Consider the following 19,296-nt stretch of genomic DNA (forward strand, 5'->3'; position numbering starts at 1 on the left):
GCCTGTCGAAGGGCCGTACTTCCTGAAAAACAGGACAGGGCTTCGACAGGCTCAGCCCGAACGGAGTAAGATATTTTATTCCGGCAGGAAGTCCGGCACCGACAGATAGCGTTCGCCGGTGTCATAGTTGAAGCCCAGCACCCGGCTGCCCGTCGGCAGTTCCTTCAGCTTCTGCGCGATCGCGGCCAGCGTCGCGCCGGACGAGATGCCGACCAGAAGCCCTTCCTGCGTCGCCGCCTTGCGTGCATAATCCTTGGCGTCGGCCGGATCGACCTGGATCACGCCATCCAGTAACTGGGTATGCAGATTGGCCGGGATGAAGCCCGCGCCAATGCCCTGGATCGGATGCGGGCCGGGCTGGCCGCCGCTGATGACCGGGGAAATGGTCGGCTCGACCGCATAGACTTTCAGCGAAGGCCAGGCCTTCTTCAGCACCTCGGCCGTGCCGGTGATATGGCCGCCCGTGCCCACGCCCGTCACCAGCGCGTCGATCGGTGCGTCGGCGAAGTCGGCCAATATTTCCTGCGCCGTGGTGCGGACATGCACGTCGATATTCGCAGGATTTTCAAACTGCTGCGGCATCCAGCTGCCCGGCGTCTGCGCCACCAGTTCCAGCGCGCGCTCGATCGCGCCCTTCATGCCCTTTTCGCGCGGCGTCAGGTCGAAACTGGCGCCATAGGCCAGCATCAGCCGGCGGCGTTCGATCGACATGCTTTCGGGCATGACCAGCACCAGCTTGTACCCCTTCACCGCCGCGACCATGGCCAGCCCCACGCCGGTATTGCCCGACGTCGGCTCGATGATGGTGCCGCCCGGCTGCAATTCGCCCGACGCTTCGGCCGCCTCGATCATGGCGAGCGCAATGCGGTCCTTGATTGACCCGCCGGGGTTGGAGCGTTCCGATTTGATCCACACTTCTGCGTCACCGAACAGCCGGTTGACGCGGATATGCGGCGTATTGCCGATGGTTTCGAGAATCGTGGCAGCTTTCATTGGGCCTTCTCCATAATGCTGTCCGCTCGCCCGCTTTCGGGTGGATCGAAGCTACGTGCTAGGCGCAATTCGGGAAAGAGTCGCGCCCAAATGAGGGTGATGATGATCGCGCCCACGCCGCCGCCGATCACGGCTGCGACCGGCCCGACCAAAGCGGCAAGGAAGCCCGATTCCGCCTCACCCAGTTCGTTGGAGGCGGAAATGGTGAGTTGCGACAGGCTGGACACGCGACCGCGCATCGCATCGGGCGTGTGGATCTGCACCAGCGACTGGCGCACGAACACCGACACCATGTCCGCGCCGCCCAGCACAACCAGCGCGGCGATCCCGGCCTCCACCGCAATATCGCGCGGCAGGAAGGCGGTGCAGCCAAAGGCAATGGTGGCAAGGCCGAACAGGATCACCGATCCCAGCATCTTCATCCCCACCTCGCTCTTCATCGGGCGGAAGGAGAACCAGAGCGCGGTGATGGCCGCGCCGATGCCGGGCGCCATCGCCAGATGGCCGAAACCTGCGGAGCCCACATGCAATATGTCGCGGGCATAGACCGGCAACAGGGCGGTCGCCCCGGCCAGCAGCACGGCGAACAGGTCCAGCGTGATCGTCGCCAGCACCAGCCGGTTGGTGCGGACATAGGTGAGTCCGTCGATCATCTGGCGAACGGGATGGCGCCCCACTTCACGCGGCGGCTGCGGCACCGGGCCGATCATCATCATGGAAATGAGGCCGATGGCGAAGAGGACGGCCGACAGCGCATAGGCGGCCCATGGCTCGATGGCATAGGCATAGCCGCCCAGCGCCTTGCCCAATATGTCCCCCGCCTGCCAGGCGACGGAGGACAGCGCGATCGCATTGGGCAGCACGGCGGGCGGCACCAGATTGGGGGCCAGCGCGCCATAGGCCGGGCCGTTGAAGGCGCGGGCGATGCCGACGATGACGGCAATGCCGAAGATCAGCGGCAGGCTGACCCAGCCTTCATAGGTGGCAAAGGAGAGGGCGGCGGCCGCCAGCGTCAGCAGGGCCAGCGTCAGCCGGGTGATGATCCGCCGGTCGAAATGGTCCGCCACCCATCCGGTGATCGGCGTCAGGCAGAAAAGCGGCAGAAATTGCGCCAGCCCGATCAGGCCCAGTTGCGCCGCGGCCTCCCCGGTGCTCATGGTTTCGCGCGCGACATTATAGGCCTGCCATGCCAGCAGGATCATCATGCTGTACTGCGCCAGCGTGGCGCAGAAACGCCCGACCAGATAGGCGCGGAAATTGGGGAAATGCAGCGGGTGCCGGGGCGGGAGAGGAGCCGTCATGGCGATGGCTTTAGCGGCGCTTATGTTGCGGAAGCAACAGTTGTGCTGGCTTGGTCCCGACAAGATTTGCTTGCCGACCTATGAGCGGGACGGCCGACAGCCCTGTGCAACCCATGCACATGCTGCAACCGGACAGACAGCCATCTGTTTCGACCGGCCAGAGAGCCGCCGTTCCGCGATCGGCCCACAAGGGCGGTATAGCTTTGCTTTGCAGAAGGTCCGGCACCTCGTAAAGGCGGATCGTCAGGATCCTGAGTCACCATGAATTATCGCCATTCCTTCCATGCCGGCAATAGCGCCGATGTCGTCAAGCACAGCCTTTTGATCGCCCTGGTGCGGGCCTTGCAGCAAAAGCCAGGCGCGCTCACTCTGATCGACACCCATGCCGGTTGCGGGCTATATGATCTTGGCGGCGACGAAGCCCAGCGCACCGGCGAAGCGACGCAGGGCGTGCTGCGGGCCTTTGCCGATGCGAACCCCTTGCTGGACGACTATCGCGTCGCCGTGCAGGCGGTCAATGTGGGGGAAGAGCCGCGTCTTTACCCCGGATCGCCGCAATTTCTGGCGCAGCTTTTGCGCCCGCAGGATGTCCTGATCCTCAACGAAAAGCACCCGGAAGACGCCTATACTCTGCGCGGCGCGATGCGCGGCACCAGCGCCGCCGTGCATCAGCGCGACGCCTACGAGCTTTGGCTGGCGCTGTTGCCGCCCCGCACGCCGCGCGGCGTGGTGGTGGTCGATCCGCCCTATGAACAGACGGACGAACGCGCGCGCATCACCGCCACACTTGCCGCCGCGCACCGCAAATGGGCGCATGGCGTGACCGTGGTCTGGTTTCCGCTGAAGGACCAGGCCACGCATCGGCAGTGGAAACAGCAGTTGCGCAGGCTCGGCATCCCGAAATTTCTGGTGGTGGAGCATTGGCTGTACGATAGCGAGCAACCCGGAATCTATAACGGCGCGGGCCTCTTCATCGTCAATCCGCCCTACGCTTTCACGCAGGAACTGCCGCCATTGCTGGAGGCTTTGCGCACGGCGTTGGCGCCCGAAGGGCATAAGGGCGAGATTATAGCCGGTTGGCTGGGCGACTAACGGGGTTACAGGCGGGAGGGCGTCGCGAAAAGCTGCGACAGCATGGATGGCGTATCGCTGCTGGCATGCGCAGAGCATCGTGCGGAAAAGTGGGAACCGGCTTTCCGCTTGAAACGATGCGACAACAAAACTTGGAGCATGCGGTCCGCGTCGAATTTAACGCAGCATGCGCTATTTCTTTTCTGTTTTCCGCATTTTCCGAGTCAGCAGATGATGCCATCTGCTTCGAAAATGCGCTAAGGGAATGGCATGTTTCAAGCACCCGGCCGCAGCGGCACTGTAGAGATTGACGGTTCCAAATATGATTGGGAACTCCTGACCGAGCCTCAATTATCCTCTTCCGATGGCTGGAAGGGGATGACTGTCTCCCTGCGCCAGAGGGGCATGCAGCGCGAAGCCGTGCTGGAATTTCCGGCGCCCAAGCGCCTGATGAAAGGATTGCCGAAAGGGCGTTTGCACATCAACGATGCGATTGCTTCGCGCGGGGTGCGGGCGGCATTGTCGGCAGGATGGGATCCTGCGTCGCGTGGCAAGCCCACGGTTTTCATGGTTGACGCCAATGCCGACTAAGGGGGGAAGCGTGCGCCTCCCCCCTTCAACCACACTTCAAAAGTCTTTTGTTTTCCGCATTTTGCCAGCCGTCATCTGTTCCAGATGACTTCAAAATGCTCTAGGGCCGATCGACATTCAGATGATGGCGGAGCGAAAATGGTGGATTTTCGTGACCCGGAGCGCAGCGTACTCAAAGTACGTGAGCACCGGAAGCGCGGAAATCCACCATTTGCAGCCCGCCAGGGCTGAATGTCGATTGGTCCTAGAATTTCATCCCGACCGTCATGAATAATGTCCGCGCCTGTCCCGGCACCACGCGCAGCGCATTGCCGGCGGACTGGTCGTAATTGCGGTTGGTCAGGTTGCGCACGGTCATGCGGACATAGGCGTTATGCCCTTGCGCAAAGGGCAGGGAATAGCCGGCGTTCAGGTCAAAGGTCGTGTAGGAATCAAGGTAGAAGGGCACATTGTTCGCCCCCGTCGGCCCGGTCGACAGCCCGCCATAGCGCCGCCCGACATGATAGGCGCCACCGCCCAGCGACAATCCATCCAGCACGCCGCCCGGACGATAGGACAACGACAGGCTGCCGGTATGTTTGGCGACATTGACGACATGGTCGGCCGTCGTGCTCTGCGGATCGCGCGCGTCGGTATAGGCATAGGACAGGATCAGGCTCAGCCTTTTGGTCACTTCGCCCACCATGTCGAACTCGATGCCGCGCGACGTCACCTTGTCGCGGGCTTCGGTGATGGTGTTGCCGTCGCCCGCGTCGATCGTTTCCAACACGTTGTTCTTGCGGATGTCATAGGCGGCCAGCGTCGCGGTGACGCCGTCCAGAAACTCGCTCTTGATCCCCACTTCATAGCTGCGGCTCTTTTCCGGGGGGAAGGGGCCATAAGCGGGCTGGTCGCCATCGGCGGGCACCGACGGGTTGGGGGCGAAGGCGCGCGAATAGCTGGCATAGACAGAGATATTCTCGCGCGGCTGATAGACGACGCCCAGACGCGGCAGGAAGCTGTCGGCGCTCGACTGGTCGGATGGCCGGTTGATGCCGCTTTGGGAGAAATCCTTGAACGTCTCGTACCGGCCGCCAAACACCAAAGTCCATTGCGGCGTCACCTCGACCAGATCCTGGAAATAGAATCCGCCCGTCTTGTACGTGTCGATCGTCGCCGAATTGGGCGTCACCACCAGATTGGCGTAATTCTGGTCCAACAGGCCATAGACCGGGTTGTAGACGTTGAAGCCGCCCCGTCGCGGGCTATCCACCTGATAGCCGCGCCGGCTGGTATATTCCTCATAATCCGCGCCAAAGAGCAGCCGATGCCGCATGCCCAGCACCTGCACGTCGCCATGCAGGTTCAGCGACGCATAATCGCGGTCGTCGCTCAGATCGCGATTGCCGTCCAGGCTGCGGATCAGTTCGCCCGTCGCCTGCCCGTCCGCGCCGATCACCAGACTGCGGGGGCGGACCTGCAAATCGTCGCCCGACGTGCGCTGGATCGCATATTTGGCTTCCACCCGCCAACCCGGCGCAAAGGCATATTTGAGCAGCAGATTGCCCGAATGCAGCCGCTGGTCCAGCGTGGTGAATTTCTCGCCGAAATAGGCGGTCGCCGGCACTTGCAACCGCTTGCCGTTATAATAGACGCGGCCGCGGTCATAGGGCTGGACGCTGTCGGTATATTCATAGCTGGCGAGCAGGCTGAAGCCGCCGCTGGTCCAGGACAGGGACGGCGCGATATAGGTCCGTTCATTGTCATGGCCGTTGGTGCGCCAATATTGGCTGTCCTCATATTCACCGATCAGACGGAACGCCAGGCCGTCCGCGATCGGGCCGGTCACATCCACGACCTGCCGGCTTTGCCCCCGGCTGCTGAAATGGGTGCGGGCTTCATAATGGAGGGTGTCGAGCGGCTTCTTGGTCACGACATTGATCAGGCCGCCCGGTTCGAACCGGCCATAGAGCAAGGAGGCCGGTCCTTTCAGCACCTCGACCCGCTCGGTCGACGCGTTGAGCGCGCGCACCTGCACGCTGATATAGCCGTCGCGCAAGATGGAGCCGAGGCCGGTTTCAAAGCCGCGGATCATGAAATTGTCGCCGGTATTGCCGAAACTATTCGCTTCGGTGATGCCGCTGACATTGCGCAGCGCGTCGGTCAGCGTGTCGACCGACTGTTCCTGCAACACCTGACCGGACACTGCGGTGACGGACTGCGGCACCTTCAGCAAAGGCACGTCCATCTTCATGCCGGTGATGGCGGACGTCACGCTGTAGCCGCTTTCGGTCTGGCCGTTGACGACGATGGTGTCCGTATCATCATCTGCCATGGCACCCATTTGTGCGCTGGCGATCACAGCGCTGCTTGCCAAAAGAAAAGCCTGTATTTTCCGACCCATGCACATATTCCCCTGTTGCTGCGGTGCAGCTAACAAGCCTGCATATGCAAATCAATCGCATTATCGTTCATTTGTTGGACAAAAGCAGCATGATCGGCTGGCCCGGTTAAATCGGACTTTTCATCGCCCAAACCGGGGCGGGGGCAGGATGCGCATAGTGACGTCGGCCATTCTGCGCCGTAGCATGGCGACGCGCGTCAGTGCAGCCGGTCTCGCCCGCCCATTGAAGATGCATGATAATATCTGAAAGCGCGGACTGTTATTTCCGCAGCAAGACCCCGCTGACCGATCCGTTCCGGACCGAACAGACGAAGGGCATGTCGCTGCCGTCGGGGAAGCCGATCGCGCCTTCCACCTCCCACCCGGTGGACATGGTGCTGGCGCGGGCCTTGCCGATCAGCCTGCCGTCAGGTCCGGCCTGATACAGCGCCTTGGCGGCGCAGGCGTCGCGCGCGGCCGCAGCGGTGTCGATCGGGCCATAGCCCTGCGGAACATAAGGTGCGCGCCGGGCGTCGCGTTCGGCCTGCCGATCGGCGGCAATGTCGCTGGCGATCGCGGCCGCCACCACATCATGAGGATGGATGCCGCTTTGCGCCATCGCCGTTCCCAGCGGCGCGATGCCCGCCAGCAGCATCGCCACACCTGTCCGGATCGCTGTCGCCTTCATGCCAGTCGCCTTCATGTCAGCCGCCTCCCTATTTCGGGCGCAGCATAGCCTATTTGAACAGGCTGCCCAATATGCCGCGCACCAGCTTGCCCGCGATCCCGCCGGAGGAGGATTTGCGGCTCGACCCGCCGAACACCGCGCGGCCCAGTTCATTGGCGACCTGCCGCCCGACCGACGATCCCGCCGCGCGGGTGGCGGACGCGATCGCCTTGTCGAACGCGCTGGGCTTGGCCGCTTCGCGCGCTTCGGCCGCCTCGCGCCGGGCCTGCTCCTTCAGTTCCGCCTCACGCTGCTTGGCCTCCACCTTGGCCTGTGCGGCGGCGGCCTTGTCGGCTTCGGCCTGCGCCTTGGACGCCTGCGCAGCGGCGGCGGCGGCCTGCCCGCGCGCCGCCAATATTTCCTCGGCCGATTCGCGATTGACCGCCGTGTCATATTTCCCCGCGCAGGGCGAAATCGACTGGATGATCGCGCGCTCCTTCGGCTCCACCGGGCCAAGGCGGGAGCGGGGCGGGGCGATCAGCGTGCGCTGGACGATGCCGGGCGACCCGTCCTCCCCCAGCAGCGACACCAGCGCCTCGCCGACCTTTAGTTCGGTGATCGCCGTCTCGACATTCAGGTCGGGATTGATGCGGAAGGTTTCGGCCGCCGCCTTGATCGCCCGCTGGTCGCGCGGGGTGAAGGCGCGCAGCGCATGCTGCACCCGGTTGCCCAGCTGCCCCGCCACATCCTCGGGTATGTCGATCGGGTTCTGCGTCACGAAATAGACGCCCACGCCCTTCGACCGGATCAGGCGCACCACCTGTTCGATCTTGTCGGTCAGCGCCTTGGGCGCATCATCGAACAGCAGATGCGCCTCATCGAAGAAGAAGACCAGCTTGGGCTTGTCCGGGTCGCCGACCTCGGGCAGCGTCTCGAACAATTCGCTCAGCAGCCACAGCAGGAAGGTCGCATACAGCTTGGGCGACTGCATCAGCTTGTCGGCCGCCAGCACATTCACATAGCCGCGCCCCTTGTCGTCCACCTGCAACATATCATGGATGTCGAGCGCGGGTTCGCCGAAGAAATGGTCGCCGCCCTGGCTTTCCAGCTGGAGCAATTGCCGCTGGATCGCGCCGACGCTGGCCTTGGTGACATTGCCATAGCGCGCGGACAGCGTGTCGGCATTGTCCGCGCAATAGGCCAGCATTGCCTGCAAATCGCCCAGGTCCAGCAGCAACAGCCCTTCTTCGTCGGCATATTTGAACGCGATCGACAGCACGCCTTCCTGCGTTTCGTTGAGGCCCATCAGCCGCGCGAGCAGCAGCGGTCCCATCTCGCTGACGGTGGTGCGGATCGGATGCCCCTGTTCCCCATAGAGATCCCAGAAGATGGCCGGATTATCGGCATAGGCATAATCGGATATGCCGACTTCAGCGGCGCGCGCGACCAGCTTGTCGGCATTTTTCGCGGTGGGCGAACCGGCCATGGATATGCCGGCCAGATCGCCCTTCACATCGGCCAGAAACACCGGCACGCCCAGCGCGGAAAAGCTTTCGGCAATGCCCTGCAACGTCACCGTCTTGCCGGTGCCGGTCGCCCCGGCGATCAGCCCGTGCCGGTTCGCCCGGCGCAGGTTCAGCGTCTGGGGAACCCCGCCATCCTTGTCCGGTGCGCCAAGGCCGATGAAAATGCCGTCGCTCATTGCTGCAACTCCGAAAAGAAAAACCCGTTCGCCCTGAGCCTTGCGACAGGCTCAGCCCGAACGGGTCTGATAGGGCGCCCTCACTCTACCGGGTGAGGGCGTTTGGGCAAGCGCCGCTTATTTGTCGCGCAGGCGCACCGGCAGGAAGATCGCCGGCTGACCACGGCGCAGCACCTGCAACAATATGGCGTTGCGGCCCTGACCGGACACCGCCTTCACCTGCGCATCCAGTTCCGCCTGGCTGGCGACCGGGCGGTTGTTGGCGCTGATGATCACGTCGCCGCGACGCAGGCCCTTCGCGCCTGCATCGGTCGATCCGTCGACGGCGGTGATCACGATGCCGCGCGTGTCGGCGGCGACGCCCAGCTGGCGGATGATCCCCGGCGTCAGCGGGATGGCGGAAATGCCCAGCGACTGTTCGGTCGCCTTGCCCGGATTTTGCGGTTGCTGGCTGAAATCTTCATCGCCCTGCTGCTGGGCGAAGTTGTTCAGCTCATCTTCGGGCGGACGCTCGCCCACAACGGCAGTCACCGTCATGCGCTGGCCGTTGCGAATGAGGACGATGGGCACGCGCGCGCCGATTGCCTGATTGGCGACGATCGAGGACAGATTCTGGTCGACGGTCACTTCCTGCCCGGCCACGCTGACGATCACGTCGCCCGCCTTGATCCCGGCCTTTTCCGCGCCCTTGCCCGGCTCGACGCCCTGGATGAATTCGCCGCTATTCTTGGCCAGACCCAGCGAATCGGCCAGATCCTCGCCCAGCGGGCTGATCTGCACGCCCAGGTATCCGCGCTTGATCGCCTGACCCTTGCGCAGCGTCTCCACGATCGGCGCCGCCTGTTCGGACGGGATGGCGAAACCGATGCCGACATTGCCGCCCGAAGGCGACAATATCTGGCTGTTGATGCCGATCACATTGCCGCGCATGTCGAACATCGGGCCGCCGGAGTTGCCCTGGTTGATCGATGCGTCGGTCTGGATGAACTTGTCATAGCTGCCGCCGGTGCCGCGATGCAGGGCGGAAATGATGCCCGCCGTCACCGTGCCCGACAGAGCGAAGGGATTGCCGATCGCGACCACCCAGTCGCCCACGCGCGACTTGGTGCTGTCGCCGAACTTCACGAAGGGCAGGGGGGTAGGCGATTCGATCTTCAGCACCGCCAGGTCGGTCGCGGCGTCGCGGCCGATCAGCTTGGCGGGATATTCCTTCTTGTTCGTCAGCGTGACGGTGATCGAATCCACGCTCGCGCCTTCCGCGCCGGCCGACACCACATGATTGTTGGTGACGATATAGCCGTCGGCCGAAATGATGAAGCCAGACCCCAGCGACTGGGCCTGACGGGTCTGGGGCTGGCCGCCCTGACCCTGACCGAACAGGTCGCCAAAGGGGGTGCCGGCGAACGGGTTCTGCACCTGCACGCGCTGCTTGGTCGAAATGTTGACGACCGCAGGTTGCAGCTTTTCGACCATGTCGGCCAGGCTGGCGGGCGCGCCTGCCGGGGCTGCCGCCGTCAATCCTTCATTCTGCGCGACCTGCGCGCCGACATTGGAACTGGTGGTGACGGCAATGGCGGTGCCGCCGAGCAGCAGGGCGCCGGTGATGGCATAAGCGTAACGCACTCGTGACGGTCCTCTTCGAAACTGCGGGATTAGGGAAGGCGGGACTTGGGGAGAACCCAGCCATGCGCCGCCTTGCCTTAACCCTCATTGAATGACGCTGGTTCCGTAATGATCCCCGCGGAATCATGACGAAAGTTTAACGTCCTCCCTGAAACTGGCGCAGGAACTGATTGTCCGGCGACAGGATGATATTGGTCTGCCCGCTGCGCTCGGGCGCAAATGTGTAGCGATAGCTCTGCATAGCCCGATAGAAATCATAGAATTGCGGATCTTTGCCATAGCTTTCGGCATAGATGCGCGCGGCGTTGGCGTCCGCTTCGGCGCGGATGATCTGCGCCTGCTTGGCCCCCTGCGCCTCGATCGTCAGCGCTTCCTGCTTGCGCGCGGTGCTCATGCGGGTGAAGGCGCTTTCCAGCGGCGTGCCGTCGGGCAGGTCGGCGCGCTTGATCCGCACGTCGATGATCTGCGCGCCATATTGGCGGGCGACCCGGTTCAGGCCGGCTTCGATATTGTCCATCACCTGCCCGCGCTCGGGGCTGAGCAGCGCGGCGAAGGGCCGCTTGCCCAGTTCGTTGCGCAGCGCGGACCCCAGAATCGGGCGCAACGCATCCGACACCTTCTCCTCGCTGCCCGCCGCAATATACATGCGCAGCGGATCGACGATGCGATAGCGGGCGAAGGCGTCGACCTGAAGTCGCAGCTGGTCGGTCGACAGCACCTGCTGCCGCTCCATCTCGACCGAAAGGACGCGCTTGTCGATCCAGACGATCTGGTCGACGAAGGGCGCGCGCAGGATGATGCCCGCGCCGGTATGGCCAAAGCTTTCATTGGGGCGATAGCGGTTGACGATGGCCTTTGGCTCGCCAAAGCGCACGATCACGCCCTGCCGGGTTTCCGGCACGATCGCGACCGTGCTGCCCAGCAGAATGAGGGCGACCAGCGCAAAGATGGCAAGGCCGACGGGATGACGCAAAATGGACATCACTGGCCCTCCGTCGCGGTGGCGCTGCTCGCGCCCTGGGCCGGGGCCGCCTGCGCACGCTTTTTGAGTTCAGGCAGCGGCAGATAGGGCGTCACATTATTGCCTTCGACGATGGTCTTGTCGACGTTGGACAGAACGCCCTCCATGGTTTCATAATACATGCGCCGGCGCGTGACTTCGGGCGCCAGCTTATATTGTTCATACACCTTGTCGAACGCGGCGGCCTCGCCCTGCGCCTTGGCCGTCACCTGCTGCGCGGCGGCGCGCGCCTGATTGAGGTAGGTCTGGGCGGTCTGCTGCGCGGCCGACACGGCCTTGAATGCGTCGTTCACGGCGGTTGGCGGATCGGCCTGCTTGATCGCGACGCCCTGAATGCGGATACCCGACTTATAGCTGTCCAGGATTTCCTGCATCTTCTGTTCGACCTGCTGCTCGATGCTGCTGCGGCCCGCGCCCAGCGCATCGTCCAGGCTGACGCTGGCCAGCACCGATCGCATCGCGCTTTCGGCGACTTCGCGCACGGAGGCGTCCGGGTCTGAAAGCTGGAACAGATAGAGTTCCGGGTTGCGAATGTTCCAGCGCACCGAATAAGCCAGATCGATGATATTCTGGTCGCCGGTGAGCACCAGATTCTCGCTCTCCGCGCTCACCGACCCGATGTCGATGGTGCGGATTTCCTCGACGTCCACGGTCGTCACCGCCTCGAACGGGGCGGGCAGGGTCAGGCTGATGCCGGGGGAAAGAGTGCGGCTATATTTGCCAAGGAGGGTCACGACGCCGCGTTCCTGCGGGCCGACGCGGTGAAAACTGGTCAGCACCAGCCATAATATGACCAGCAGGCCGACCGCAAAGGGCCAGAGCGCCTTGCCGGCGCCGCGCGGCGGCATGCCGCCAAAGCCGCCGCCATTGCCGCCACCGCCGCCCTGGCCAAAGCTTTCGCGGCCCCGGCGCAGCAATTCCTCGATCGCCGAAGGCCCCTTGGCATTGCCGCCGGACGGCTTGCCCGGCTGGGTCCACGGATTGCGCGGGCCGCCGTCGCCGCCTTTCTGGCCGTCCCCGTCAGGTCCGTCATTCTTGCCGCCCCATGGGCCTTGGACCATTGCTGCGATCGCGGGCATCCACCCGAATTTTCTTCTCATGTTGCCTTCTATAGGAAGGCTCTTCTCCGAAAAACAGTGCCAATGGCTGCGAATATTGCCTACAGGGCGTCGCCATGACCGATCTTCCCGATTTTGCCGCCCGTTTGACCGCCCTGACCGATGGCCGCGCCAGCACCCCGCGCGTCAAGGATGGGGTGATGACCCTTGCGCTCGATGTGGGCGGCCTCGCCCCCGAACAGCGCGATGGACTGGCCGCCGCCATTCGCGAAGGCGGGCTGACCGTGCCGGGCGTTGCCGAAGTGCGCATCGCCATGACCGCTGAAAAGAAGGTGCTGAAAATCCTTGCCGTCGCATCGGGCAAGGGCGGGGTGGGCAAATCGACCCTGTCGGCCAACCTTGCCGTTGCGCTCCATCGGCTGGGCCTCCGCGTCGGGCTGGTCGACGCCGACATTTATGGTCCCTCGCAGGCCAAGCTGATGGGCAGCGAAGATCAAAAGCCGGTCGCCCGCGACAAGAAGCTGGTGCCCGTCACCGGCGTCGCCGGCATTCCGATGCTGTCGATGGCGCATCTGGTGGAGCCGGGCAAGGCGCTGGCCTGGCGCGGGCCGATGGTCGGCAATGCGCTCAGCCAGTTGATCGAGGCCGAATGGGGCGACACGCAATTGCTGGTGGTCGACATGCCGCCCGGCACCGGCGACATTCAGCTGACCATGGTGCAAAAGCATAAGCCCGCCGGCGCGGTGATCGTCTCCACGCCGCAGGATCTCGCCCTGATCGACGCGACCCGCGCCGTCAGCCTGTTCGCGCAGGCGGGCGTGCCGATGGTCGGGCTGGTCGAAAATATGGCCGGCTATGCCTGCCCCCATTGCGGCGAAATCTCCGATCCCTTCGGACAGGGCGGGGCGGAAAGCACGGCGGGCGACCTCGCCATGCCATTCCTGGGCCGCATCCCGCTGGCGATCGACATACGCCGACGCTCCGATGCCGGCGATCCGCCGGCCGCAGGCGATGGTCCTTATGCCGACGCCTTCGCCGCGATCGCGCAGAAGGTCGCCGACTGGCTGAAACAACCAGCCTGACGATCTAATTCCCCTCCCGCAGGCGAGAGGGGCAGCGAGACTTAATGACCCCGGCCTTGAGCCGGGGGAATATAGTCGCAGCGGGGTGGGCAGCCGCTCCCTGTCCTACGCGCCATTAGCCACCCATAATCGCATCCCGCGCTTCCAGCGCCCAACCTCGCCCACTTTGCGATAGGATCAGCCCAGCGCAACAAAATGTCCGATTCGGCGGGAAATATGCGAAGTTAAGCCAAATCCATCGGGCGCGCTGACCGGATGCGCCGCATCTGGAATGCCACCTTGCCAATATCATCCGTTCGCCCTGAGCCTGTCGAAGCTTCAAACGAGGCACGTGACTCGTTTGAACCTGAGCGCCTGCTGCAAGCAGGCAGTCGAAGGGGGCTGTACTTCACTTAAACGCTTCAAGAGAAGGGCGGGGCTTCGACAGGCTCAGCCCGAACGCAAGTTAGGTAATGTGGCTTCAGCGCTCTGTGTCGCTAAAGCCGCAAATGCAGAAACTGGTTGAACGCGCTCGCACTATAGCCCCCGAACGCTTCTCCATTCTCAAAACCATGCGCGCGGTATAGCGCCAGCGCTGGATCAAACGCCGGCCCGCTCCCGGTTTCCAGGCTCAGCCGCGTCATCCCCCGATCCCGCGCCTGCCCAATGATATGCCGCAGCAATTCGGCCGCAGCCCCGCGCCGCAGATGCTCAGGATGGGTGCGCATCGACTTGATCTCTCCATGGTCGGCCGTCAGCGTCCTTAGCGCGCCGACCCCGGCGATGGTCGTCCCGTCCCACACGGACCACACTGCTATATCGGGCCGCTGCAATCCCGACAGGTCCAGCGCGAACACGGCGTCGGCCGGGCTATTGGCCTGCATGCCTGAAAGATGCAGGGCCAGCAGCGCACGGGTCTGCGGGTCGGTCAGGTCGTCGGGGCGTATGTCGAACATGGCCTAAGCACTAACCGGCGCTCCACGTCTTGCAAGCGGCCATATCCTCCCCATGTCCGTCGGGAAAGGAAACGCCCATGCCGCTCACCGCCCCGCAGGATATTGCCGCATTGCTGGAAGGCACCCGCACGATCGCGCTGGTCGGCATGTCCGACCGGCCCGACCGCGCCAGCTACAGCGTGATGGCCTTCCTCCAGAATCATGGCTATCGCGTCCTGCCGGTCAATCCGCAGATTGCGGGCGAACATGTCCATGGCGAATTTGTCTGGGGCCGCCTGTCCGACATCGGCGTGCCGATCGACATGGTCGATATTTTCCGCCGCAGCGAAGCGGCCGGCGACGCCGTAGATGAAGCGATTGCCGCCGGCGCGAAATCGGTCTGGATGCAGCTTGGCGTCATCAATGAAGCCGCCGCCGCCCGCGCCGAAGCGGCCGGCCTTCAGGTCGTGATGGACCGTTGCCCCGCGATCGAAATCCCGCGTCTGGGCCTTGCGCCGATTTCCGCCGATTAACCCTAGGCAGCGCGCCAAGCCCCGACTATCAGGCAGGCATGGCGCGCGCACCGCGGAAGCAATCGAACAAGAGCAAAGGCATCAGCCGGCGGACCTTGCTGGTCGGCGGCGGTGCTGCGGCGGGCCTGCTGATCGCATGGGGCGCATGGCCGCGCCGCTACCGGCCCAATCTCAATGCCGGTCCGACCGAAACGATCGTCAACGCCTTTCTGAAGATCGACCGATCCGGCCAGATCATCGTGGTCGTGCCCCAGACCGAAATGGGGCAGGGCGTCACCACCGTCCTGCCACAGATATTGGCGGATGAACTGGGTGCGGACTGGCGCTCCGTCGCGGTCCAGAGCGCGCCCGTCAGCCCGCTCTATGCCAACACGCTGCTGGCGCGCGAATGGCTGGCGAGCGACTGGACCCGCGTGCTGGGCGATGCGGGCGACTGGGCGATCGGCCAATATGCGACCCGCAGCGCGCTGATGCTGACGGGCGGCGGCACGTCCGTCCCGATGTTCCATGACGCCTATCGCGACGCCGGCGCGGTTGCGCGCGTGCTATTGTGCAAGGCGGCGGCGGCCTCATGGTCCATCCCCTGGGAAAGCTGCGACATTCAGGACGGCCTGATTTCGGACGGCGCGGACCGGCGGATGAAGATTGGCGACGTCGTCGCCGAAGCAGTGCAGTTCGACCTGCCCGAAATCCTGCCCTATCGACAGGGGCAGGACGCGCGCCTGTCCGGGCAGGATCTGCCGCGCCTTGATACCCCGTCCAAGATTGACGGCAGTCATAATTTCGCCGCCGACATTCGTCTGCCCGACATGGTCTATGCCTCGATCCGGCAGGGGCCGATCGGCGACGCTCTGCTCGCTGGCACGGATGATCGCGCCGCCGGCGGCGTCACCGGCTTCCTCAAGCTGGTGAAGCGGGACCGCTGGGTCGCCGCCGTCGCCAGCAACTGGTGGGCGGCCAACAAGGCGCTGGATCTGGCCGATCCGGTCTTCACCCTGCGCGGCAAGCCGGTCAGCAGCGGCGGCATCGACGAAGCGCTGGAAAATGCCTTCTCCTCGTCCGCCGGTCGCCGCCTCTATGCGCAGGGCGATCTGCTGCCAGTGTTCGAAGGGGCGACGATCCTCGCGAGCGAATATCAGGTCGACGCCGGCCTGCATCTTGCCCTTGAACCCCTATGCGCCACCGCCCGCGTCACTGACGACGGCGCGGAAGTCTGGATGGCGACGCAGGCCCCCGGCCTGGCCCGCGCCGCCATCGCCGATGCGCTCGGCCTGTCCGCCGACGCGGTGACGCTCTATCCGCTCCATGCCGGCGGCTCCTTCGGGCGGAAGATGGACTGGGACGCGGGCGTGCAGGCGGCGCTCATCGCCCGCGACATGGGCCGTCCGGTGCAACTGCAATGGTCGCGGCTGGAGGATGTGGTGCAGGATCGGCCCAGCGCGCCGGCCCATGCCCGCATGGCCGCCAAGCTCGGGCGCAACGGCGCGATCGAAGGCTGGCTGGCCAAGGTCGCGACCCCCTGCGCCATGACGCAGACCTGGGCGCGGATCGCCGATGGCAAGCTGCCCCATGAAGCCGCGGCGGACGCAGCGGACAAGGCGACCCGGCTCGCCGTCGCCGGCATGGCGCCGTCTTACGCCATCCCCAATTGGGCGGTGGATCATTATCCCGCCGATGTCGGCCTGCCGCTTGGCTTCACGCGGGGGAATGCGCATCTGCACAGCGCCTTCTTCACCGAAAGCTTCCTCGATGAACTGGCGCATCTGGCGAATATGGAGGCCATGTCCTTCCGCATTCAGATGCTGGGCGGCAATCCGCGCCTCGCCCATTGCCTGTCGACCGCGGCGGCGATGGGCGGCTGGCAAGGCGGCGTGCCGGGCAGCGGGCAGGGGCTGGCGACCCATATGATGAACGGCGCCTATGCCGCCGTGCTGGTGGAGGCGGAAATGAGCGGCGACCGGCTGAATGTCAGCCGCATCGTCGCGGCGGTCGACGCCGGCGATCAGGTCAATCCCGATATCGCGCGGCAACAGATTGAAAGCGGTCTGGTCTATGGCCTTGCCTATGCCATGGGCGCGTCAGTCCCCTATGAAGCTGGCCTGCCGATCCGCGCAATATTGGGCCGGATGAACCTGCCGCGCCTTGCCGACGTCGGCGAAGTGACGGTCGAGTTGATGCGCAGCACTGCCGATCCCGCCGGCGTCAGCGATGTTGCCGCGCCGCTGGTCGCCCCCGCCATCGCCAATGCCCTGTACACATGGACAGGTCAGCGTTTGCGCAGCCTGCCCTTAGTGGGGGCTGCATGAGCCTTCCCATCGATCATCCCGCCATTCCTGCGCCTCGCGTCGGCTTGTTGCTCATCAATCTGGGCACGCCCGATGCGCCCGACGCAAAGTCGGTGCGGCGCTATCTGGCGGAATTTCTGTCCGACCGCCGCGTCGTGGAAATCCCCAAGCTGATATGGCAGCCGATCCTGCACGGCGCGATCCTGACCACCCGGCCAAAGAAATCCGCCCATGCCTATCAACAGGTGTGGAGCGATGAAGGCTCTCCCCTTGCCGTGCACACCCGCGATACCGCCCGCGCGTTGCAACAGGCGATGCCGCAGGTGATGGTCGACTGGGCGATGCGTTACGGCAATCCATCCATTGCGGCTCGGCTGGCGGATATGAAGGCGCAGGGATGCGACCGCATCCTGCTCGCGCCGCTCTACCCGCAATATAGCGCCGCGACGACCGCCACCGCCAATGACGCCGCTTTTGCCGCGCTAAAGGCGATGCGCTGGCAACCGGCGATTCGCACCCTGCCGCCCTATCATGACGACCCTGCTTATATCGGCGCGCTCAGGGCGTCGATCGAAGCGCAGGTCGCAGCGCTCGCTTTCAAGCCGGACGCTTTGCTCGCCAGTTTCCATGGCATGCCCGAACGCACCCTGCATCTGGGCGACCCCTATCATTGCCAGTCGATGAAGACGGTGCGCCTGCTGCGCGAAGCGTTGACCTTGCCGGTCCATATGAGCTTTCAGTCGCGGTTTGGCCGCGCCAAATGGCTTGAACCCGAAACGGAGGCGACGCTCGCCAAATTGGTGCGGGAAGGTGTCCGAAATATTGCTGTCACGACACCGGGCTTTTCTGCTGACTGCCTTGAAACGCTTGAAGAAATCGCATTGCGCGCAAAAGAAGTTTTTTTGCGCGAGGGCGGCGAAAATTTCGCCTATTTGCCTTGTTTAAATGCGTCGGCGGACGCTATCACTCTCTACCAGAGGCTTATGAGCCGCGAGCTTTCGGGTTGGATCGACTGACCCTAGTTGGAAGAGGACGCTTTTATGTCGAGAGTGGCGATCGTGACGGGCGGAACGCGGGGTATCGGCGAGGCGATTAGTCTGGCGCTCAAGGAATTGGGCTATACCGTTGCCGCCAACTATGCTGGCAACGAGGAAAAGGCCAAGGCGTTCACCGACAGGACCGGTATTGCGTCCTTTAAATGGGACGTCGGCGATCATCAGGCATGCCTCGACGGCTGCGCAGCTGTCACCGAAGCGCTTGGTCCCATCGATGTGGTCGTCAACAATGCGGGCATCACCCGTGACGGCGTGCTGGCGCGGATGAGCTTCGACGACTGGAACGAAGTGATGCGCATCAACCTGGGCGGCTGTTTCAACATGGCCAAGGCGACATTCGGCGGCATGCGCGAACGCGGCTGGGGCCGCATCGTCAACATCGGTTCGATCAATGGTCAGGCCGGTCAATATGGCCAGGTCAACTATGCCGCCGCCAAATCGGGCATCCATGGTTTCACCAAGGCGCTGGCGCAGGAAGGCGCCAAATATGGCGTGACCGTGAACGCCATCGCGCCCGGCTATATCGACACTGACATGGTCGCCGCCGTGCCCGCGCCGGTGCTGGAAAAGATTGTGGCGAAAATTCCGGTTGGTCGCCTCGGTCAGGCCCATGAAATCGCCCGCGGCGTTGCTTTCCTGTGCTGCGAGGAAGGCGGCTTCGTGACCGGCAGCACGCTGTCGATCAACGGCGGCCAGCATATGTATTGATGGATAGCGGCGGCCCCGACACGCCTTCGGGGCCGCCGACCTTCGCGCCGCCGGTCAAGCGGAGCGTGACCATCGCCGGCCATCAGACGGCGATCAGCCTGGAACCCATCTTCTGGATTGCGCTGCGCCATGCCGCCGCGCAGGACAATGTTCCGGTCAACGCCCTCATTGCGCGCATTGATGTCGCGCGTCTGGCTGCCGATCCCGCGCCCAATCTGGCAAGTGCGATACGTTGCTGGCTTTTTGCGCAAAATCAACGAAGTGAATAAGAGCTATTCGCATTAGCGTTGACAGTAAGAACGATTCGCAATAGCAGCCCTCCGTCTAAGA

General features: G+C 63.9%; 17 protein-coding genes. 8 read left to right on the top strand and 9 right to left on the bottom strand.

Going from position 1 to position 19,296, the window contains the following annotated elements; translation table 11 throughout:
- Positions 1-75: 75 nt before the first annotated feature.
- Both cysK and ACFOKF_RS06070 read right to left on the bottom strand, forming a co-directional pair.
- Positions 76-993: a cysteine synthase A gene (cysK, locus tag ACFOKF_RS06065; protein WP_380794008.1), complete on the bottom strand. Its 918-nt coding sequence runs from the start codon at positions 991-993 to the stop codon at positions 76-78.
- Positions 990-2,294 (bottom strand): MFS transporter, encoded by a 1,305-nt coding sequence (locus ACFOKF_RS06070; RefSeq protein ID WP_380794010.1) that lies wholly within the window; start codon positions 2,292-2,294, stop codon positions 990-992. Before ACFOKF_RS06070 ends, cysK begins: the two co-directional genes overlap by 4 nt.
- Before the next feature lie 261 nt (positions 2,295-2,555).
- Between ACFOKF_RS06070 and ACFOKF_RS06075 the strand changes: the two genes are divergently transcribed.
- Entirely contained in the window at positions 2,556-3,386 is an 831-nt protein-coding gene (locus tag ACFOKF_RS06075) for a 23S rRNA (adenine(2030)-N(6))-methyltransferase RlmJ (protein WP_380794012.1), read from the top strand.
- Positions 3,387-3,635: 249 nt separating this feature from the next.
- The gene (locus ACFOKF_RS06080) at positions 3,636-3,956 is read left to right on the top strand and encodes a hypothetical protein (RefSeq protein WP_380794014.1); all 321 of its coding nucleotides are present in this window, start codon (positions 3,636-3,638) and stop codon (positions 3,954-3,956) included.
- A gap of 244 nt (positions 3,957-4,200) precedes the next feature.
- Here ACFOKF_RS06080 and ACFOKF_RS06085 read toward each other — a convergent pair whose 3' ends face one another.
- The 6 genes from ACFOKF_RS06085 to hflK all read right to left on the bottom strand — a co-directional run bounded on the left by ACFOKF_RS06085 (position 4,201) and on the right by hflK (position 12,431).
- Positions 4,201-6,270, bottom strand: coding sequence for a TonB-dependent siderophore receptor (locus ACFOKF_RS06085; RefSeq protein ID WP_380794016.1), 2,070 nt, complete (start codon positions 6,268-6,270; stop codon positions 4,201-4,203).
- 328 nt (positions 6,271-6,598) lie between these two features.
- Positions 6,599-7,021, bottom strand: a complete 423-nt coding sequence (locus ACFOKF_RS06090) for a hypothetical protein (protein WP_380794018.1) — start codon at positions 7,019-7,021, stop codon at positions 6,599-6,601.
- Between the two features lie 34 nt (positions 7,022-7,055).
- Positions 7,056-8,687: a helicase HerA-like domain-containing protein gene (locus ACFOKF_RS06095; protein ID WP_380794020.1), complete on the bottom strand. Its 1,632-nt coding sequence runs from the start codon at positions 8,685-8,687 to the stop codon at positions 7,056-7,058.
- A 117-nt stretch (positions 8,688-8,804) separates the two neighbouring features.
- Positions 8,805-10,310 (bottom strand): Do family serine endopeptidase, encoded by a 1,506-nt coding sequence (locus tag ACFOKF_RS06100; protein WP_380794022.1) that lies wholly within the window; start codon positions 10,308-10,310, stop codon positions 8,805-8,807.
- Positions 10,311-10,446: 136 nt separating this feature from the next.
- Positions 10,447-11,292 carry a protease modulator HflC gene (hflC, locus tag ACFOKF_RS06105; RefSeq protein ID WP_380794024.1) on the bottom strand — a complete coding sequence of 282 codons (846 nt, stop codon included), beginning with the start codon at positions 11,290-11,292 and terminating at the stop codon, positions 10,447-10,449.
- Positions 11,292-12,431, bottom strand: coding sequence for an FtsH protease activity modulator HflK (gene hflK / locus ACFOKF_RS06110; protein WP_380794026.1), 1,140 nt, complete (start codon positions 12,429-12,431; stop codon positions 11,292-11,294). Before hflK ends, hflC begins: the two co-directional genes overlap by 1 nt.
- A 74-nt stretch (positions 12,432-12,505) precedes the next feature.
- On the opposite strand from hflK, the gene ACFOKF_RS06115 reads away from it, so the two are divergent.
- Positions 12,506-13,471, top strand: a complete 966-nt coding sequence (locus ACFOKF_RS06115) for an Mrp/NBP35 family ATP-binding protein (protein WP_380794028.1) — start codon at positions 12,506-12,508, stop codon at positions 13,469-13,471.
- Between the two features lie 476 nt (positions 13,472-13,947).
- Here the strand turns inward: ACFOKF_RS06115 and ACFOKF_RS06120 are convergent, their stop codons facing one another.
- On the bottom strand, positions 13,948-14,406 hold the full coding sequence (locus ACFOKF_RS06120; protein ID WP_380794030.1) for a GNAT family N-acetyltransferase: 459 nt from the start codon (positions 14,404-14,406) through the stop codon (positions 13,948-13,950).
- Between the two features lie 77 nt (positions 14,407-14,483).
- Between ACFOKF_RS06120 and ACFOKF_RS06125 the strand changes: the two genes are divergently transcribed.
- From ACFOKF_RS06125 to ACFOKF_RS06145, 5 genes are read left to right on the top strand one after another with little or no spacing between them, the layout of a single operon-like run.
- On the top strand, positions 14,484-14,918 hold the full coding sequence (locus ACFOKF_RS06125) for a CoA-binding protein (RefSeq protein WP_380794032.1): 435 nt from the start codon (positions 14,484-14,486) through the stop codon (positions 14,916-14,918).
- Positions 14,919-14,956: 38 nt separating this feature from the next.
- A complete protein-coding gene (locus ACFOKF_RS06130; RefSeq protein WP_380794034.1) occupies positions 14,957-17,224 on the top strand; it encodes a molybdopterin cofactor-binding domain-containing protein in 2,268 nt (755 codons plus the stop codon).
- The gene (hemH, locus tag ACFOKF_RS06135) at positions 17,221-18,219 is read left to right on the top strand and encodes a ferrochelatase (RefSeq protein ID WP_380794036.1); all 999 of its coding nucleotides are present in this window, start codon (positions 17,221-17,223) and stop codon (positions 18,217-18,219) included. The genes ACFOKF_RS06130 and hemH overlap by 4 nt, the downstream gene beginning before the upstream one ends.
- A 24-nt stretch (positions 18,220-18,243) precedes the next feature.
- Positions 18,244-18,966, top strand: coding sequence for an acetoacetyl-CoA reductase (gene phbB / locus ACFOKF_RS06140; RefSeq protein ID WP_380794038.1), 723 nt, complete (start codon positions 18,244-18,246; stop codon positions 18,964-18,966).
- Entirely contained in the window at positions 18,966-19,235 is a 270-nt protein-coding gene (locus ACFOKF_RS06145) for a ribbon-helix-helix domain-containing protein (protein ID WP_380794040.1), read from the top strand. Before phbB ends, ACFOKF_RS06145 begins: the two co-directional genes overlap by 1 nt.
- Positions 19,236-19,296: the final 61 nt, after the last annotated feature.

It is taken from the genome of Sphingobium rhizovicinum (genome assembly GCF_042647625.1).
In the GTDB taxonomy this organism is placed as follows: domain Bacteria; phylum Pseudomonadota; class Alphaproteobacteria; order Sphingomonadales; family Sphingomonadaceae; genus Sphingobium; species Sphingobium rhizovicinum.

What these genes read in the sequence shown, in the direction of transcription:
- cysK (WP_380794008.1), bottom strand. Translation starts at nt 993, where the DNA reads ATGAAAGCTGCCACGATTCTCGAAACCATCGGCAATACGCCGCATATC.
- ACFOKF_RS06080 (WP_380794014.1), top strand. Translation starts at nt 3,636, where the DNA reads ATGTTTCAAGCACCCGGCCGCAGCGGCACTGTAGAGATTGACGGTTCC.
- ACFOKF_RS06090 (WP_380794018.1), bottom strand. Translation starts at nt 7,021, where the DNA reads ATGAAGGCGACTGGCATGAAGGCGACAGCGATCCGGACAGGTGTGGCG.
- ACFOKF_RS06070 (WP_380794010.1), bottom strand. Translation starts at nt 2,294, where the DNA reads ATGACGGCTCCTCTCCCGCCCCGGCACCCGCTGCATTTCCCCAATTTC.
- ACFOKF_RS06115 (WP_380794028.1), top strand. Translation starts at nt 12,506, where the DNA reads ATGACCGATCTTCCCGATTTTGCCGCCCGTTTGACCGCCCTGACCGAT.
- hflK (WP_380794026.1), bottom strand. Translation starts at nt 12,431, where the DNA reads ATGAGAAGAAAATTCGGGTGGATGCCCGCGATCGCAGCAATGGTCCAA.
- ACFOKF_RS06125 (WP_380794032.1), top strand. Translation starts at nt 14,484, where the DNA reads ATGCCGCTCACCGCCCCGCAGGATATTGCCGCATTGCTGGAAGGCACC.
- ACFOKF_RS06120 (WP_380794030.1), bottom strand. Translation starts at nt 14,406, where the DNA reads ATGTTCGACATACGCCCCGACGACCTGACCGACCCGCAGACCCGTGCG.
- ACFOKF_RS06145 (WP_380794040.1), top strand. Translation starts at nt 18,966, where the DNA reads ATGGATAGCGGCGGCCCCGACACGCCTTCGGGGCCGCCGACCTTCGCG.
- hflC (WP_380794024.1), bottom strand. Translation starts at nt 11,292, where the DNA reads ATGTCCATTTTGCGTCATCCCGTCGGCCTTGCCATCTTTGCGCTGGTC.
- ACFOKF_RS06085 (WP_380794016.1), bottom strand. Translation starts at nt 6,270, where the DNA reads ATGGCAGATGATGATACGGACACCATCGTCGTCAACGGCCAGACCGAA.
- ACFOKF_RS06075 (WP_380794012.1), top strand. Translation starts at nt 2,556, where the DNA reads ATGAATTATCGCCATTCCTTCCATGCCGGCAATAGCGCCGATGTCGTC.
- ACFOKF_RS06130 (WP_380794034.1), top strand. Translation starts at nt 14,957, where the DNA reads ATGGCGCGCGCACCGCGGAAGCAATCGAACAAGAGCAAAGGCATCAGC.
- phbB (WP_380794038.1), top strand. Translation starts at nt 18,244, where the DNA reads ATGTCGAGAGTGGCGATCGTGACGGGCGGAACGCGGGGTATCGGCGAG.
- ACFOKF_RS06095 (WP_380794020.1), bottom strand. Translation starts at nt 8,687, where the DNA reads ATGAGCGACGGCATTTTCATCGGCCTTGGCGCACCGGACAAGGATGGC.
- hemH (WP_380794036.1), top strand. Translation starts at nt 17,221, where the DNA reads ATGAGCCTTCCCATCGATCATCCCGCCATTCCTGCGCCTCGCGTCGGC.